8 protein-coding genes are annotated in these 15,582 nt (G+C 35.0%); all 8 read left to right on the top strand.

From position 1 onward, the window contains the following. Positions 1–77: 77 nt before the first annotated feature. The 8 genes from SOM12_RS10265 to SOM12_RS10230 all read left to right on the top strand — a co-directional run bounded on the left by SOM12_RS10265 (position 78) and on the right by SOM12_RS10230 (position 15,564). A complete protein-coding gene (locus SOM12_RS10265; protein ID WP_320493363.1) occupies positions 78–3,308 on the top strand; it encodes a TonB-dependent receptor in 3,231 nt (1,076 codons plus the stop codon). A gap of 16 nt (positions 3,309–3,324) precedes the next feature. Beyond that, positions 3,325–5,034 carry a RagB/SusD family nutrient uptake outer membrane protein gene (locus SOM12_RS10260; RefSeq protein WP_320493362.1) on the top strand — a complete coding sequence of 570 codons (1,710 nt, stop codon included), beginning with the start codon at positions 3,325–3,327 and terminating at the stop codon, positions 5,032–5,034. A gap of 28 nt (positions 5,035–5,062) precedes the next feature. Next, positions 5,063–5,854 (top strand): hypothetical protein, encoded by a 792-nt coding sequence (locus tag SOM12_RS10255; RefSeq protein WP_320493361.1) that lies wholly within the window; start codon positions 5,063–5,065, stop codon positions 5,852–5,854. A gap of 1,016 nt (positions 5,855–6,870) precedes the next feature. After that, positions 6,871–9,981: a SusC/RagA family TonB-linked outer membrane protein gene (locus SOM12_RS10250; RefSeq protein WP_095928008.1), complete on the top strand. Its 3,111-nt coding sequence runs from the start codon at positions 6,871–6,873 to the stop codon at positions 9,979–9,981. Between the two features lie 15 nt (positions 9,982–9,996). Beyond that, a complete protein-coding gene (locus tag SOM12_RS10245) occupies positions 9,997–11,505 on the top strand; it encodes a RagB/SusD family nutrient uptake outer membrane protein (protein WP_095928007.1) in 1,509 nt (502 codons plus the stop codon). A 29-nt stretch (positions 11,506–11,534) separates the two neighbouring features. After that, positions 11,535–12,410, top strand: a complete 876-nt coding sequence (locus SOM12_RS10240; protein WP_141248111.1) for a hypothetical protein — start codon at positions 11,535–11,537, stop codon at positions 12,408–12,410. Between the two features lie 156 nt (positions 12,411–12,566). Then, positions 12,567–14,021: a glycoside hydrolase family 30 protein gene (locus SOM12_RS10235; RefSeq protein WP_095928005.1), complete on the top strand. Its 1,455-nt coding sequence runs from the start codon at positions 12,567–12,569 to the stop codon at positions 14,019–14,021. Positions 14,022–14,112: 91 nt separating this feature from the next. After that, entirely contained in the window at positions 14,113–15,564 is a 1,452-nt protein-coding gene (locus SOM12_RS10230; protein ID WP_320493360.1) for a glycoside hydrolase family 30 protein, read from the top strand. Positions 15,565–15,582: the final 18 nt, after the last annotated feature.

The raw sequence follows: 15,582 nt of genomic DNA, 5'->3' as shown, positions 1-15,582 counted from the left end.
TTTTAATCTGAGTTTATTCAAATTTAACATTATCATTGCATTAAATTACTAATTAATTAACCAAAATTTTTAGAAAAATGAAATTGACAAAATTATTTATTTTTTGTGTTTCGTCTTTACTGTTTTCTGTTGTCGCATTAGCTCAGGATGTGACAATAAATGGAATCATTAAAGACGAAAGTGGATTACCCGTCCCAGGTGCGACGGTTTTAGTAAAGGGGACCAATAAAGCAACTGCATCTGACTTTGATGGGAAATTTCAGATTAGTGCTCCCTCTAACGGAACTTTGACTATTAGTTTCGTTGGTTTTGAAACTGTAAATGAAGTAATAGGAGGAAAAACCAAACTTACTATTGTTCTTAAAGCAGTATCTCAAAGTTTAAATGAAGTTGTGGTTATCGGATACGGTACGCAAAAGAAAGCTTTGATTACGGGTGCTTCTACTAACTTAAAAGGAGAGACACTAAAGGAATTGAATACGGGATCGGCTATGGAAGCTCTTCAAGGTATTGCGCCTGGTATTAGCATTACAAGAAATAGTGGTGCGCCAGGAGCAGGTACAAAAGTTGTTATCCGTGGTATCGGTACCATTGGGTCTTCAAATCCGTTGTACATCGTAGACGGAGTGGCTGTTGGAGATATAGATTATCTAAGCCCTTCAGATATCGAATCTATAGATGTTCTTAAAGATGCGGCTTCAGCTGCAATCTATGGTTCTAGAGCAGCAAATGGAGTTGTTTTGGTAACTACAGTGAAAGGACGTAAAGGAAGACCAGCTAAAATTTCTTATGACACTTATTTTGGAATTCAGAACATCTACAAAAATCTGGATCCTTTAAATGCGCAAGAATACATGTACATCATGGATGAAGGAAGAGTAAATGATGGTCTTGCTCCAAATGATTGGAAAACAATGTTAACTACCAACGATTGGTTAGAGAGAAATTATCCTGGAGCTGGAACACAGCTTGGAGAAGAGATCTGGAGTAAACTGCAAAATGGTTGGACAGGAACGAACTGGATCAATGAAATGTCTAAAAAGGATGCTCCTGTAGTAAACCATTCGATTAATATTACTGGAGGAACTGAAGATATTACGTATTCATTTGGGGTTTCTTATTTTGATCAAGACGGTATACTAGGTGGAAATATCGTAGATGCTGGATTTAAAAGATTAACCGCAAGGATGAATACGCAAATGGTTTTGAAAAAAAATGAAAGCCATAACATCATCACTATTGGAGAGAATGTAACGTATACCAATATTCAAAAAAGAGATGTTTCAAATGGAAACATTTATGGAAACGACTTACATAACGCTCTTACACAAAACCCGTTACAGCCTGCTTACTGGCAGACAGCGATTGATAGAAATATCAACGAATACGGATTTACTCCTACATTAGACGGATTAAATACAAATCAAACTAACCCTTTGGCGGTAATGTATTACAGAAGTAATTACAATTATCCAAAAGATCATAAAATTATTGGGAATGTATTTGTAGAGATTGAACCAATTTCTAACCTGAGATTTAAATCAGTTTATGGAATCGATTCATGGTTTGGATACAATAGAACAATGAACCCAACCTATCATTTGGGAGTACTGTACAATGATGCTATTGATGGCGCTACGCAATCTCAGTATTTTGGTGCTAACTCAACATGGACGAATACAGCTGCGTATCAGAAACAAATTGGTAATCATAATATTAATGCAGTAATTGGTACAGAGTTATGGCAAAGAATTGTTGATAATAATGTATATGGTTCAAGAAACGGTTTATTGTTTCCAAATGATCCAAAGTATTCTTATTTAGATAACACTAAGAGTCCTGGAACTGTTGCTGATATTAATACAACGGGCTTTGATAAAGCAGCGGGTGGTGGTGCTATTATGTCTTATTTTGCACGTGCACAATACGATTATAAAGAGAAGTATCTTCTTTCTGCAGTTATACGTCGTGACGGATCTTCAAACTTTGGTGATGGAAACAAGTATGGTAATTTCCCGTCAGTATCTGCAGGATGGGTTGTTACAAAAGAAGATTTTATGGCCAGCACTTCAAAATATCTTAATTTCTTGAAGTTAAGAGCAAGTTGGGGGCAAAACGGTAATCAATATACTGATTATGCTTTCTATTACTCATCTAGTATTAAATATGCTTTCCCTGGGTACTTCTTTGGAGATACAAAGCCAGTTTCTGGACAGACTGCATATCCTTCAACAGTGCCAAATCCAGATGTTAGCTGGGAAACGTCAGAACAGTTAGATTTCGGATTTGATGCAAGTTTTTTCGATTCAAGATTAGGAGTAACATTTGACTGGTACAAGAAAACAACAAAAGACTGGTTGGTTAAAGCACAATACCCTGGAACTGCTGGTGCCGATGATCCTTATATTAATGGAGGAGATATTGAAAATACGGGTTATGAGCTTTCTGTTACTTGGAAAGATAAAATAGGTGGTTTTAAATATGGAGCTACTGTAAGTGGAGCTTTCAATAAAAATAGAGTTACAAGAATTGCAAACGGTAATGGTATCATTAACGGTTTATCTCACGTACTATCTCAAGGAACCTCAGAGATTTCAAGAGCACAAGTAGGTTACGCGATTGGTTCTTTCTATGGCTTTAAATCAGCAGGAATTTTACAAAACCAACAAGAGGTTGAGGCTTACGTAGGTCCTACAGGTCAGCCGTATTTTAATGATCAGCGTCCTGGAGATGTTCGTTTTGTCGATCTAAATAATGATGGTGTTATAGACGAAAAGGATAAAACAATGTTAGGAGATCCAAATCCTGATTTCCAATTAGGTATTCAGTTAAACTTCGAATATAAAAATGTGTATTTAAACACTACAATGGCAGGGAAGTATGGAATGCAGGTAATGCAATCTTACAGATCGTTTGCTGATAGTCCGAAACAAAATTATACTTCAGATGTTTTTGATCGTTGGCACGGAGAAGGAACTTCAAACAAAATGCCTCGTTTAAGTTCTGTATCAAACAGAAACACAAATTATATTTCTGATATATACATGCATAATGCTGATTATTTGAGAATTAATAATTTAACTGTAGGTTATAACTTTAATGAAATACTGAAAGATTTTAAATTTATCTCGAATCTTAAATTTTATGTTGCTGTAAATAACTTGTACACATTTACTAAATATGATGGTATGGATCCAGAGGTGCGCTGGGGAGGAGATAATACAAACTATTCATGGGCTTCTGGGGTAGATCTTGGTCTATATCCACAATCGAGAACAGTAATGTTTGGATTAAGTGCAGATTTTTAATATTAAAACATTGACAATGAAAAAACTAAGATATATAATAGCAATTTCAGCAATTTTTGCAGTATCAAGCTGTGATGATTATCTGGATACCGAGAACCTTTCAGAAAAGAGTTTAAATAGTTTTTATAAGAGCCCTACTGATATAAACGAAGCCATGGCAGGTGTTTATAATGCCATCTATACACCAAATGTTCATAGTGAAGAACAGGTTGCTGCCAACTTGATGGATAATATGATGTTTGGTGGAGGAGGTCCTGATGATAAATCTGCAAAGTGGGTAGATAATTTTGAAGACCCTGCTGAAGATACTTATCGCGACATGTGGAAACAATCATACAATGGAATTTCTAGAGCAAATGCTATTATAGAAAAAGTTCCAACGGCAGATTTTTCTAAGTATTTTAATACACCGCAAGAAGCAGACGATTTTAAAAAGCAAGCGCTTGGTGAGGCTTTATTTATGAGAGCTTTCTTTTATTTCAGATTAGCTAAATTCTTTGGAGGAGTTCCATTGATTATAACATATGATGCTGATAGATTAGTGCCAAGAGCAACTTATGAGGAGACCTTTGCACAAATTGCGTCTGATTTGAAATTGTCTATTGAAACATTGCCTTCTACACCGTTTACAAGTATTCCGACTTCTAGATACGGACATGCTAATAAATGGGTTGCTGAAGCCTATTTAGGACGTGTATTTTTGTTTTATACTGGATACATGAGCAATATCGAAAAGAAAGCAACCGCAGATTTACCTCTTGTAGGCGGTGGTTCTTTAACAGGAACACAAGTTGCTTCTTATTTAGATGATTGTATCAATAATAGTGGACATAAACTAGCATCTGATTTCAGAAACCTTTGGCCGTATTCTTATGTGAATAAAAGTGCAAAAAGCAATACCGTGTTGCCTTGGGCTGCTGCAGAAGGTTTGTCATGGGTAGGCCAAGATGGTATTACACCAACATTTGGAACAGGAAATTTAGAGACTATGTTTGTACAAAGATATTCTTTTGGTAACTGGGATTGGACAAATGGTCAGAGCTATACGAATAGACTTGCTTTATTTAATTCATTACGTGGTAACTCACTAGCGCCTTTTGGAGAAGGTTGGGGATGGTGTACCGTAAACCCAAGATTATATAGCGGCTGGGATGATGCTGACCCAAGAAAAAGAGGTTCTATACTTGAAGTGGGTAAAGCAGATCAAGGAACAGATGGCTATGCAGCAGATAAAGGAGACCATGAAACAGGGTATTTTAATAAAAAATATGTTTCATTACAGCACGACAATGGTAAAGGATCATATGTTGGTATGTTTGTTCAAATGTATGCTTGGTCAATTACAGATATGCAGTTAATGCATGCTCAAGACTTTATTTTCATGCGTTTTGCAGATGTATTATTAATGCACTCTGAAATTACTAAAACAGCTGACGGTATGAATGCAGTGAGAGGAAGAGCACACCTTGGCCCAGTAGGATATTCTCTTGACAATATTAAAACAGAACGCTTGCATGAATTGGCTTTTGAAGGTTTACACTGGTTTGACTTAGTTCGTTGGGGAGATGTTGAAACCGCTTTTAATGATGTAACTCAAGTTAGAAATTCTGGTGTTGATGCTAATTATAGTGTAAAATACAGAACCGAAACTAAAGGTTTGGTTCCGATTCCTGAAACTGAAATCAGACTATTGAATGGAGTTTACAATCAAAATCCGGGTTGGTAATATTTAATAACTATTAATAATTAGAAAGATGAAAATTCATAATATAAAATATTTACTAATTGCTGCGTTTATGCTGGTCTTTTCAGCATGTGACCCAATTGTAGATGAACAGCATTTACAGAATTCTACAGACGTTGCTGGTGTTCAATTAAAAAGTGTGCAAACCCCTCCTGGCGGAAATAAAATTACCTTAAGTATGAATACGCCTGGTGTTACAGGGTATTGGGACTATAATTTAGGGAAAGCGCTTACAAATGAAGTAACTGTTGTTTACCCAATTCCTGGCAAGTCTACTTTTACGTTCATAGGAACTTTAGGAGGTGAGTTCTTTAGTAAAACAATAGATGTGCAAGTTGACAGACTTGATACTCCATTAGATCAAGATTGGTATGATTTAGTTAGTACTAACACTGCGGCAGGTAAGACATGGGTTTTTGATGGTGCTGCAGGTACAGGGGAAGCTTATTGGTTTATGTCTCCTCCAGATAATCCTGATTCAGCCATGACTGCTTGGTGGAATGCGGGAGATTGTTGTCCTCCTTTAGACGTTGATGGTAAAATGCATTTTGACTTAAATGGGGCTGCGAATTATAATCATTATCAAACGGCTTCTGCAACAGCTGAAAAAGGAAGCTTTGTTATGGATATTGCTAATAAAAAGTTATTTATCACTAATTCAAAAATTTTAGGATATGAGGCAGGAAATACAGCTAACGAATATTCTATTGTTACACTTACAGAAGATAAATTGGTTTTATATGTGCCAAGAAGTTTAAAAGATGCTGGAACTGGTTGGACATTTGTATACAGACCTGAATAATATTTTGTGTTAGTTATTTCGAAAAAGGAAGACTAAAAGATTCCTTTTTCGAATTTCAAACCTTTTATGCTTCATTCTAAGAAAGAAGTGTATTTAAGATTTAAACTATGGTTAGTTTAAGTTAAGTTTATTGCCTGGTTAGCCCATAATTTCGATTATGGGCTATTTTTTGCTTATTACTTTCGTAGAATTTATTACTTTGATTTTATGTATTGATATGCTCTCTAATAGCCTTAAAAGGCTCTTTATGTCCAATTTCTTGACGGTACTCCAACATAACTCTTTTTTATTTCATTTAAAGTAGTATAGGACAGTTTTAAACATGTAGAAATGGTGTTTTGAAGCTTTTTAAAGCTTTTCTGGAAGATTCTTTTCTTTCTGTATTCGTTCTTCTTTAAAATAAAATTATAGTTGTCCTGAAAAGGCTTAAAAGAAATCCCAATTGCGAGATTAAATTTCATTGAAAAAACCAAGCTTCTTCTCATTTGCGCTAAAAAATGATGTTTTTCCCATTTTTTAAGACGCTATTTCCCATTTTTTTGATTGGTAAAGCCATTTAAAAGAAAGTAATTTCTTGTGAAATTTAGAAAAATAAGATTTTTCTTATAATAAAAATAATTGCTGATAATGTAAAAAAAGTAGGGTAAAAAAAATGATATTCTCTATTTTTTTGATTTTAGTAAAAATGAACGTTTTATTCTTCTAATTGTTTATTTAATAGCTATTTACAACGTAATAGTAGGCACTATCACGTTGTAGTTTTGATGATTTTTAATAAACTATTCTGCTAAAAAGTTCATGTAGTGTTATTTTTTAATATTAACTTTTTTTTAGTACTATTTTTTGTTTTGTCAAAATATTAATAATCAAATATTTATACATTTTTTGATGTGTTTTTATAATATTATTTTTTTGTTTTTGATGTGTTTTTGTAATGACTTTTAGATGTGAAAAGTAAAAATTTAGTTTTAGTATTGCATCAAATTACTAATTAATTAACCAAAATTTTTAGAAAAATGAAATTAACAAAATTACTTGTTTTTTGTATTTCATCTTTGTTATTCTCGGTTATCGCTGTGGCTCAGGATGTCACAGTAAATGGAATAATTAAAGATGAAACTGGTATGCCTGTTCCAGGTGCAACAATTTTATTAAAAGGTACTACTAAATCTACTGCGTCAGACTTTGACGGAAAATTCCAGATGCAGGTACCTTCAAACGGATCATTAACAATTACGTTTATTGGTTACTCTACAGTAACAGAAGCGGTAAACGGAAGAACAAAAATTACTATTCAATTAAAACCAGAATCACAATCTTTAAATGAAGTTGTTGTTGTTGGATACGGTACTCAAAAGAAATCTGTTGTAACTGGAGCAATCTCTAGTGTAAAAGCAGCTGATCTTGAAAAAGTGCCAAACGGAAGAGTCGAGCAGACGCTACAAGGTAGAGTAGCAGGGGTTTCTGTAGCGGCAACTTCTGGACAACCTGGTGCGGCATCAAAAGTTCGTGTAAGAGGTATCACTACATTTAGAGAAGGTGGAAATGATCCTTTATGGGTTGTTGACGGTATTGCTGTAGATGCTGGTGCAATTGGTTTCATCAATCAATCTGACATTGAGTCTATTGAGGTGCTTAAAGATGCTGCTTCTGCTGCAATCTATGGTACTCGTGCTGCAACTGGGGTTATTTTAGTTACTACTAAAAAAGGAAAATCAGGAAAAATTTCTGTAAACTATAATGGTTTTGCAGGTATTTCTGCTCCAGCTAAAAGATTAGATATGTTGAATGCGACTCAGTATGCAACTCTTATGAATGAAAAATCTTTGAATGATGGTGGTGCTATTAAATATGCAAATCCAGCTTCTTTCGGTAAAGGTACAGATTGGCAAGATGCCATTTTTAATGATTCTGCTTTCAGATACACACATGAATTAAGCATTAGCGGTGGTGGTGAAAAATCTACTTTTTATGCTTCTTTTGGAATTCAAGATCAAGAAGGTATCGTAGCTACTCAAATTTCTAACTATACAAAGAAAAACTTCAGATTAAACTCTACACACAAAATTTCTGATTACTTTACTTTCGGACAAACTTTCGGATATACACACCAAAAGTCTAAAGGCATTGGTAATACAAACAGTGAGTTTGGTGGACCTTTAAGCTCTGCAATTAACTTAGACCCACTTACTCCACTAGTGGTTACTGACCCTGCTGTAGCAAATACAGGTTTCTATACAAACCCAAATGTTATTAGAGATGCAAACGGAAATCCTTACGGAATTTCTTCTTTAGTGCAGCAAGAGATGACAAACCCTCTAGCATATACTCAAACAAGATTAGGAGGTTACAACTGGTCAGATGATTTTGTTGGTAATGCTTATTTAGAAGCTAACATCACAAGTCATTTAAAATTTAGAACTACACTTGGTGGTAAGATTGCATATTGGGGAGATGAGATGTTTACTCCGGTTAACTTCTTAAACCCAAACATGAAAGCGGATAGAAATAACTATAACCAAAACAATGAGAAATCATTTTCTTGGACTCTTGAAAATATCTTAACATACGCTAACAAATTTGGAGATCACAATTTTAGTGTTTTAGCAGGACAAGGTGCTTATGTTGAGAATATTGGTACTACTATCGGAACAACAATGTTTGGTCTTCCAATTACAAGCTACAAAGATGCTTCTTGGAATTTTGATATTCCTCAAACAGATAGATCAACAAGAACAAGCGATAAAGTAGAGCACAAATTATCTTCACTATTCTTACGTGCAAACTACGATTACATGGAAAAATATCTTTTTACTGGTATTGTTCGTCGTGATGGTTCAACTCGTTTTGGAGAAAATAACAAATGGGGAGTTTTCCCTTCATTCTCTCTTGGATGGGTACTTTCTAAAGAAGGTTTCTGGAAAGAAAACAATGTAGTTAATACTTTAAAAATACGTGGAGGTTATGGAGTTGTAGGTAACGATAATATTGATGATTTTAAATATAGAGCATTAGTAGTTGGAGGTTACAATTATGCTGTAGGAAATACAGGAGATATTACAACAGGATACGGAAACTCTACTCTTCCAAATGCAAACTTAGGATGGGAAGAAACTTCTCAAACAACTGTAGGTCTTGACGCAAAATTATTTAATGATTTTACTTTTACTGCTGATTACTACAAAAAAACAACAAAAGGAATCTTAAGAAACATTGTAATTCCTGGATATGTAGGAGTTGTTGATGCGCCTTCTGCAAATATCGCAGATATGGACAATAGCGGTTTTGAGCTTGAATTAGGATACAAGAAAAGACTTGGCGATTTTAACTTAGGTGTTAATGCCAACGTTGCTTACCTGAAAAACGAAATTACTTATGTAGGATCATCTACTAATTTCATTGTTGGAGATGCTAGTTTCCAATCTATGGGGCCAGTAACTAGAACACAAGTTGGGCACTCATTTAACGAATTCTATGGTTTTAAAACAGCAGGTATTTTCCAAAATGAAGCTGAAGTTGCAGCATACAAAAATGCAGCAGGTGGTTTAATCCAACCAAATGCAAGACCTGGAGATTTCCGTTGGGTAGATACAAATGGTGACGGAAATATTACTGAGGACGATAAACAATTCTTAGGAACAAACTTGCCTAAATATACTTTTGGTTTTACAGTAAATTTAGATTACAAAAACTTTGACTTTATGGCATTTACTCAAGGAGCTGCGGGAAGTAAAATTTTCCAAGGTTTAAGAAGATTAGATGTGCTTAATGCAAACTATCAGACTAAAGCTTTAGAGCGTTGGGTTGGAGAGGGAACTTCAAACGATTATCCAAGATTGACAAATAATGACCCAAATAAAAATTACACTAACATGTCTGATTTTTATCTTGAAAATGGAAACTACTTGCGTCTAAAAGTTGTAACTCTTGGTTACACAATGCCAGCTAGTTTATCATCTAAAATTGGAGCAGATAAATTACGTTTTTATTTAACTGGAGAAAACTTAATCACTTTTACAAAATATACTGGATTTGATCCAGAAATTGGAGGTCAGGTTTATGGTGTAGATAAAGGAGTTTATCCGCAAGCAAGATCTATTCTGTTTGGAGCTAACGTTCAATTTTAAAAAAATTAAAGAATCATGAAAACGATAAAATTTAAATATATATATATCGCTGTGGCAATGGCTGTTCTAGGATCTTGTTCTGAAGATTTTGTGACCATCGATCCACAAGGAAAATTTGATACAAGTACCTACTTTTCTAATGAGCAGCAATGTTATGCGGCTTTAATTGGAGTTTACGATCCAATTAGAAAAAACACAGGTGGTTTTGAAAACCTAGTAGCAATGTTGAATGCTGGTTCTGATGATTTTTATGCTGGTGGAGGTAGTTCTACAGATGGAACAGGAATTCAAAATTTCTCTACACACTCACTTTCTTCAATCACTATTCCAGGAAGCTACTGGAACGATCACTATCAAGGTATTTCTAGAGCAAATATTTTGTTAGCTAAGTTACCAGCTGCTTCAATGAATGATGCAGTTAGAAGTAGATTTGCTGCAGAAGCTAAAACACTACGTGCATTTTACTATTTTAACTTAGTACGATTGTTCAAAAACATTGCATTAGTTTTAGAGCCATTAACAACAGAAACAATCTTTACACCTGAGCAAGTTGCACCAGAGGTAATTTATGCTCAAATCGAAAAAGATTTAACAGAGGCTATTGCAGTTTTACCAAATACGGTAGTTGCAAAAACTGAAGCTGGAAGATTTAACAAAGGAGCAGCTCAAGCACTATTAGGAAAAGTATATTTATTTGAAGGTAAAAAAGCTGAAGCAGCAGCTGTTTTAGCAGAAGTAAATGGTACTCCAGGAGGAGTAAATCAATATGGCAATAAATTGTTAGATAAATTTAGTGACTTATGGATTACATCAAACAAATTCAACGCAGAATCATTAATCGAAGTATCTCACAGTAGTGCAGGAAACTCTGATTGGACTTTCTGGGGGAATGGTAGAGACGAAGGTAACTCATTAAACATCATGGTTGGACCTAGAGGATATTCTAGACCAGAAGGTTCTGATGCACCAAATCTTCCTGCGGGATGGGCATTTAACGTTGCAACTCAAAAATTATATGATGCAATGCAAGGTGATCCACGTTTAGAAGCTACAATTCTTGATCTAAAAGCATTAAAAGCAGCAGGAAAAGCAGATTATATTCCAGCTTACCAAGATACTGGATATTTCTTGAACAAATACCTTCCAAGACAGTCAGATGTTAGTACTGGTGGAGGTAACTCAGAGTTGAACTACAAACAAAATTCTTATATAATCAGACTTGCAGATACTTACTTAATGGAAGCAGAAGCTTTAGGATCTGGAACAAGAGCACAGCAATTACTTGATGCAGTTAGAAAAAGAGCAGGACTAGATCCAGTTCCTGTAACATTAGCAGCTATCAAGCATGAAAGAAGAATGGAGTTAGCAGGTGAAGGACATAGATTCTTCGATTTAGTAAGATGGGGAGATGCAGCGGCAGCTTTATCTGATAGAGGTTTTGATGCTGGAACAGATGAGATTTTCCCAATTCCGTACACAGAACTTAACGGTACTAAATTGAAACAAAATCCTAATTACCAATAGTATTTACTAATTAACCAAAACAAAAAGAAATGAACCTAAATATATATTTTAGAAAAAGTGTATACCTAATGCTAGCTTTAGCATTAGGAACACTAAATAGCTGCAGCGAAGAAGTTAATGAAAATCCTCTTGTAGCTACTAATGTTGATGCTGCGTTTACTATTACACCAGTTGCGGGCGCAATGAATACATATCTTCTAACGGCACAGACTAAAGGAGTTATTTCTTCAAAATGGGATACTGGAGACGGTGCTAGCCCAGGAAAAATGAATCAAGTGATTTCTTTACCTGATGCAGGAACGTATACAGTTACACATACAGCTATTGGAGCTGGAGCTGCTATGGGAACTTCTTCTCAGCAGATTGTGGTTGCTCAGACAGATCCTGCAAAAGGAAACTTAGTGCAAGGCGGAACTTTTGCAACAGCTGCAGATCAAGCTAAATGGACAAGTGCAAAATTAAGCCCATCTGGTACTGCTTTTTGGTCTTATGCTAATAACAGTGCTACAATTCATTCGCCAGGCGGATGGGCTCAGGAAGGTATTTATCAAGCAATCGAGGTTGTAAAAGATAGAGAATATACTATCGACATGTCAATCTCTTGCCCTAGCGGTTTAAAAGAAACTTTTTTTGAAGTATATGCTGGTAAATCGGTACCACAACCAGGTGTTGAGTATAAAGAGAATAAAGTGATGGGATTAAGTACTTGGGATGGTTGCGGAACATCTAAATTTTCAGGAAAATTATCTGGAATTGGATGTGTAAAAAACGATGTAACTAAGACAGTTTCTAATGTGGTTAAATTCTCTGAAAGCGGAACAATTTACCTTTTAATTAGATCTGGATGTAATGCTACAGGTAATGAGCCAATTACTATCACAAAGGTTGAATTCAGAGGAAAATAAAAAGTTAAGTTAAGTTTAAGTTTAAGTTTAAGTTTGGTTGTAAATAGCCCATAATCATTATGAGTATGGGCTATTTTTTAAATCCTTCAAAGGGTAGAACTCGATTTTTGATTTCTTCTAAACTTCAATTTAATAACACACAATAATTGGAAGCGAATGAAAAAAAATAGCCTAAAAATTATATGCCTTTTGTTTTCTGCTGCAGCTTTTGCACAACAGCCAAAAACAAAAAAAGAGTTTACAACCAACGGCAAAAAAATAACCGTTTACACTACCGCAGAGAACTCTAAGTTGCGATTAACTACCACAGACAATTTGACTTTTTCTGCCGCAAAACAGCCTTTAGAAATAGAAACTTCTGTTTTTGTACAGCCAGCTAAAAAATTTCAGACTTTTATGGGAATCGGAGGTGCTATTACAGACGCTAGCGCCGAAATATTTGCTAAACTTTCAAAAGAAAAACAAGCAGAATTTTTAAATGCCTACTACGATCAACAAAAAGGTATTGGCTATTCTTTGCTAAGAACAACAATTCAAAGTTCTGATTTTAGCAGTGGAAGCTATTCTTACATCGAAGAAGGTGACAAAGATTTGAAGACTTTTTCTATTGATCATGACAGGCAATATCGTATTCCTTTAATCAAACAAGCCATTCAGAAAGCGGGAGGAAAATTGACAACATACGTTGCGCCTTGGTCTCCAAATGCTTTTATGAAAAGCAATAAAAATGTATTGAAAGGTGGTACTTTACTTCCAGAATACTACCAGACCTGGGCAAATTTCTATGTAAAGTTTATTAAAGCCTACGAAAAAGAAGGTATTCCAATTTGGGGAACTTCTACACAAAATGAGCCAATGGCGGTGCAGACTTGGGAATCTTGTATTTATACAGCTGAAGCTGAAAGAGACTTTATCAAAAATTACCTTGGACCAACTTTGAAAAAAGAGAACCTTGGCAATAAAAAAATAATCGTTTGGGATCATAACCGCGATTTAATGAACTATCGTGCAAACGTAATTTACTCAGATCCCGAAGCGTCAAAATATGTTTGGGGAATGGGATTTCACTGGTATGAAACTTGGTCGGGCGGTGCACCGATGTTTGATAATGTAGGGAAAGTAAATGAAGCTTATCCAGATAAAAAATTGATGTTTACCGAAGGATGTATCGAAAAATTTGACGCATCGAAATATCAATTTTGGGGTAATGCAGAGCGTTACGGAATCAATATGATAAATGATTTTAATAATGGAACAGTAGCTTGGACAGACTGGAATATTCTTTTAGACCAGTTTGGAGGACCTAATCATGTTGGAAATTTCTGTTTTGCACCAATCCATGCAGATACTACAACAGGCGAATTAATCTACACACCATCTTATTATTATATCGGACACTTTTCAAAATTCATCCGTTTAGATGCAGTTAGAGTAAGTACAGCAGTAAGCAAAAGCGCTTTATTAAGCACCTCTTTTTTAAATGCTGACGGAACAATGGCAACAATTGTCATGAACCAATCGGCAAACGACCTTACCTACAATTTGATTATTGGAGATAAAAAGGCAGAAGTAAAAATTCCGCCACACGCTATACAAACACTTGTTTATTAATATTTTGTAGTAAAGTAATGAAGAGGACTAATTTGAATCATCCATCTTAGTCTTCTCTTGCTTTTAATTTTAAAACGATTATTTAAGCAACATGAAAGTTACCTCTCAAATATTTTTATCAGCCTTTGTCTTAATTCAATTAAGCGGTTTTAGCTCAAAAATAACAGCTCAAAAAAACAGCAAAATAAAGGTTTATACTACAGCCGAAAACACCAATTTGAAATTGTCTTTATCAAACGATTTAATTTCAAAAAACAACACTACACAACAAAAAACAGCAACAGTATCTATTCGAATAAATACTGAAAAAACAGACCAGACTTTCCTTGGAATAGGAGGAGCAATTACAGATGCAAGCGCAGAAGTTTTCGCAAAATTATCGCCTAAAAAACAGCAGGAATTCTTAACTGCTTATTACGATAAAAACAAAGGCATTGGATATACTTTAGCAAGAACAAACATTCACAGCTGTGATTTCAGCAGTGACAGCTATACTTATGTTTCAGAAGGAGACAAAGAATTAAAGACTTTTAATATAAACCACGATCGCAAATATAGAATTCCATTAATTAAAAAAGCAATTGAAACAGCCGGCGGGAAACTAACCTTATTTGTCAGCCCTTGGAGTCCCCCAGCTTTCATGAAAGACAATAACGATATTTTGCACGGCGGCGTTTTGTTGCCAGAATTTGCTCCTGCCTGGGCATTGTATTATGCTAAGTTTATAAAAGAATACGAAAAAGAAGGAATCCCAATCTGGGGATTAACGGTTCAGAACGAACCAATGGCTAAACAAAGATGGGAATCTTGTATTTACACTCCAGAAGCAGAAAGAGATTTTCTTAAAAATCATCTTGGTCCAACTTTAGAAAAAGAAGGGCTGGGTTCTAAAAACGTTATTATTTGGGATCATAATAGGGGAGATATGTTGGAAAAGAGAGCCAATCTTGTTTTCTCAGATCCAGAAGTTTCTAAATATGCTTGGGGAATTGGATTTCACTGGTATGAAACTTGGAACGGAGGCCCACCTCAATTCGAATCTGTAGCGAAAGTTCATGAAGCATTTCCAAATAAAAATCTCCTTTTTACCGAAGGATGTATTGAGAAATTTGATGCTGCAAAATATCAGTTTTGGGGAAATGCAGAACGTTACGGAACCAATATCATTCATGATTTTAATAACGGTACTGTGGGCTGGACAGACTGGAATATTCTTTTAGACCAGAACGGAGGGCCTAACCATGTTGGTAATTTCTGTTTTGCGCCTATTCATGCCGACACCACAAAAGATGAATTAATCTATACTCCAATGTATTATTATATTGGACATTTCTCAAAATTCATTAGACCAAATGCAAAAAGAGTACTTGAAACCGTAAATGACAAATCGTTGTTAAGTACTTCTTTTAAAAATTCTGACGGAAAATTGATTACGATCGTAATGAATCAATCTGAAAAAGAGATTGTTTATTCTTTAGAAAATCAAAAAGAAAAAACAACAATTACAATTCCGGCACACGCTATACAGACAATTGTATATTAATTGTCAGCTAACTAAATA

It is taken from the genome of Flavobacterium sp. CFBP9031, assembly GCF_034044945.1.
Lineage (GTDB): Bacteria > Bacteroidota > Bacteroidia > Flavobacteriales > Flavobacteriaceae > Flavobacterium.
The sequence above is the reverse complement of the archived record's forward strand: the minus strand, read 5'-3'. Positions and strand labels throughout refer to the sequence as shown.

Coding starts and splice junctions, on each gene's coding strand:
- SOM12_RS10260 (WP_320493362.1), top strand. CDS start 3,325: ATGAAAAAACTAAGATATATAATAGCAATTTCAGCAATTTTTGCAGTA.
- SOM12_RS10235 (WP_095928005.1), top strand. CDS start 12,567: ATGAAAAAAAATAGCCTAAAAATTATATGCCTTTTGTTTTCTGCTGCA.
- SOM12_RS10255 (WP_320493361.1), top strand. CDS start 5,063: ATGAAAATTCATAATATAAAATATTTACTAATTGCTGCGTTTATGCTG.
- SOM12_RS10250 (WP_095928008.1), top strand. CDS start 6,871: ATGAAATTAACAAAATTACTTGTTTTTTGTATTTCATCTTTGTTATTC.
- SOM12_RS10240 (WP_141248111.1), top strand. CDS start 11,535: ATGAACCTAAATATATATTTTAGAAAAAGTGTATACCTAATGCTAGCT.
- SOM12_RS10265 (WP_320493363.1), top strand. CDS start 78: ATGAAATTGACAAAATTATTTATTTTTTGTGTTTCGTCTTTACTGTTT.
- SOM12_RS10230 (WP_320493360.1), top strand. CDS start 14,113: ATGAAAGTTACCTCTCAAATATTTTTATCAGCCTTTGTCTTAATTCAA.
- SOM12_RS10245 (WP_095928007.1), top strand. CDS start 9,997: ATGAAAACGATAAAATTTAAATATATATATATCGCTGTGGCAATGGCT.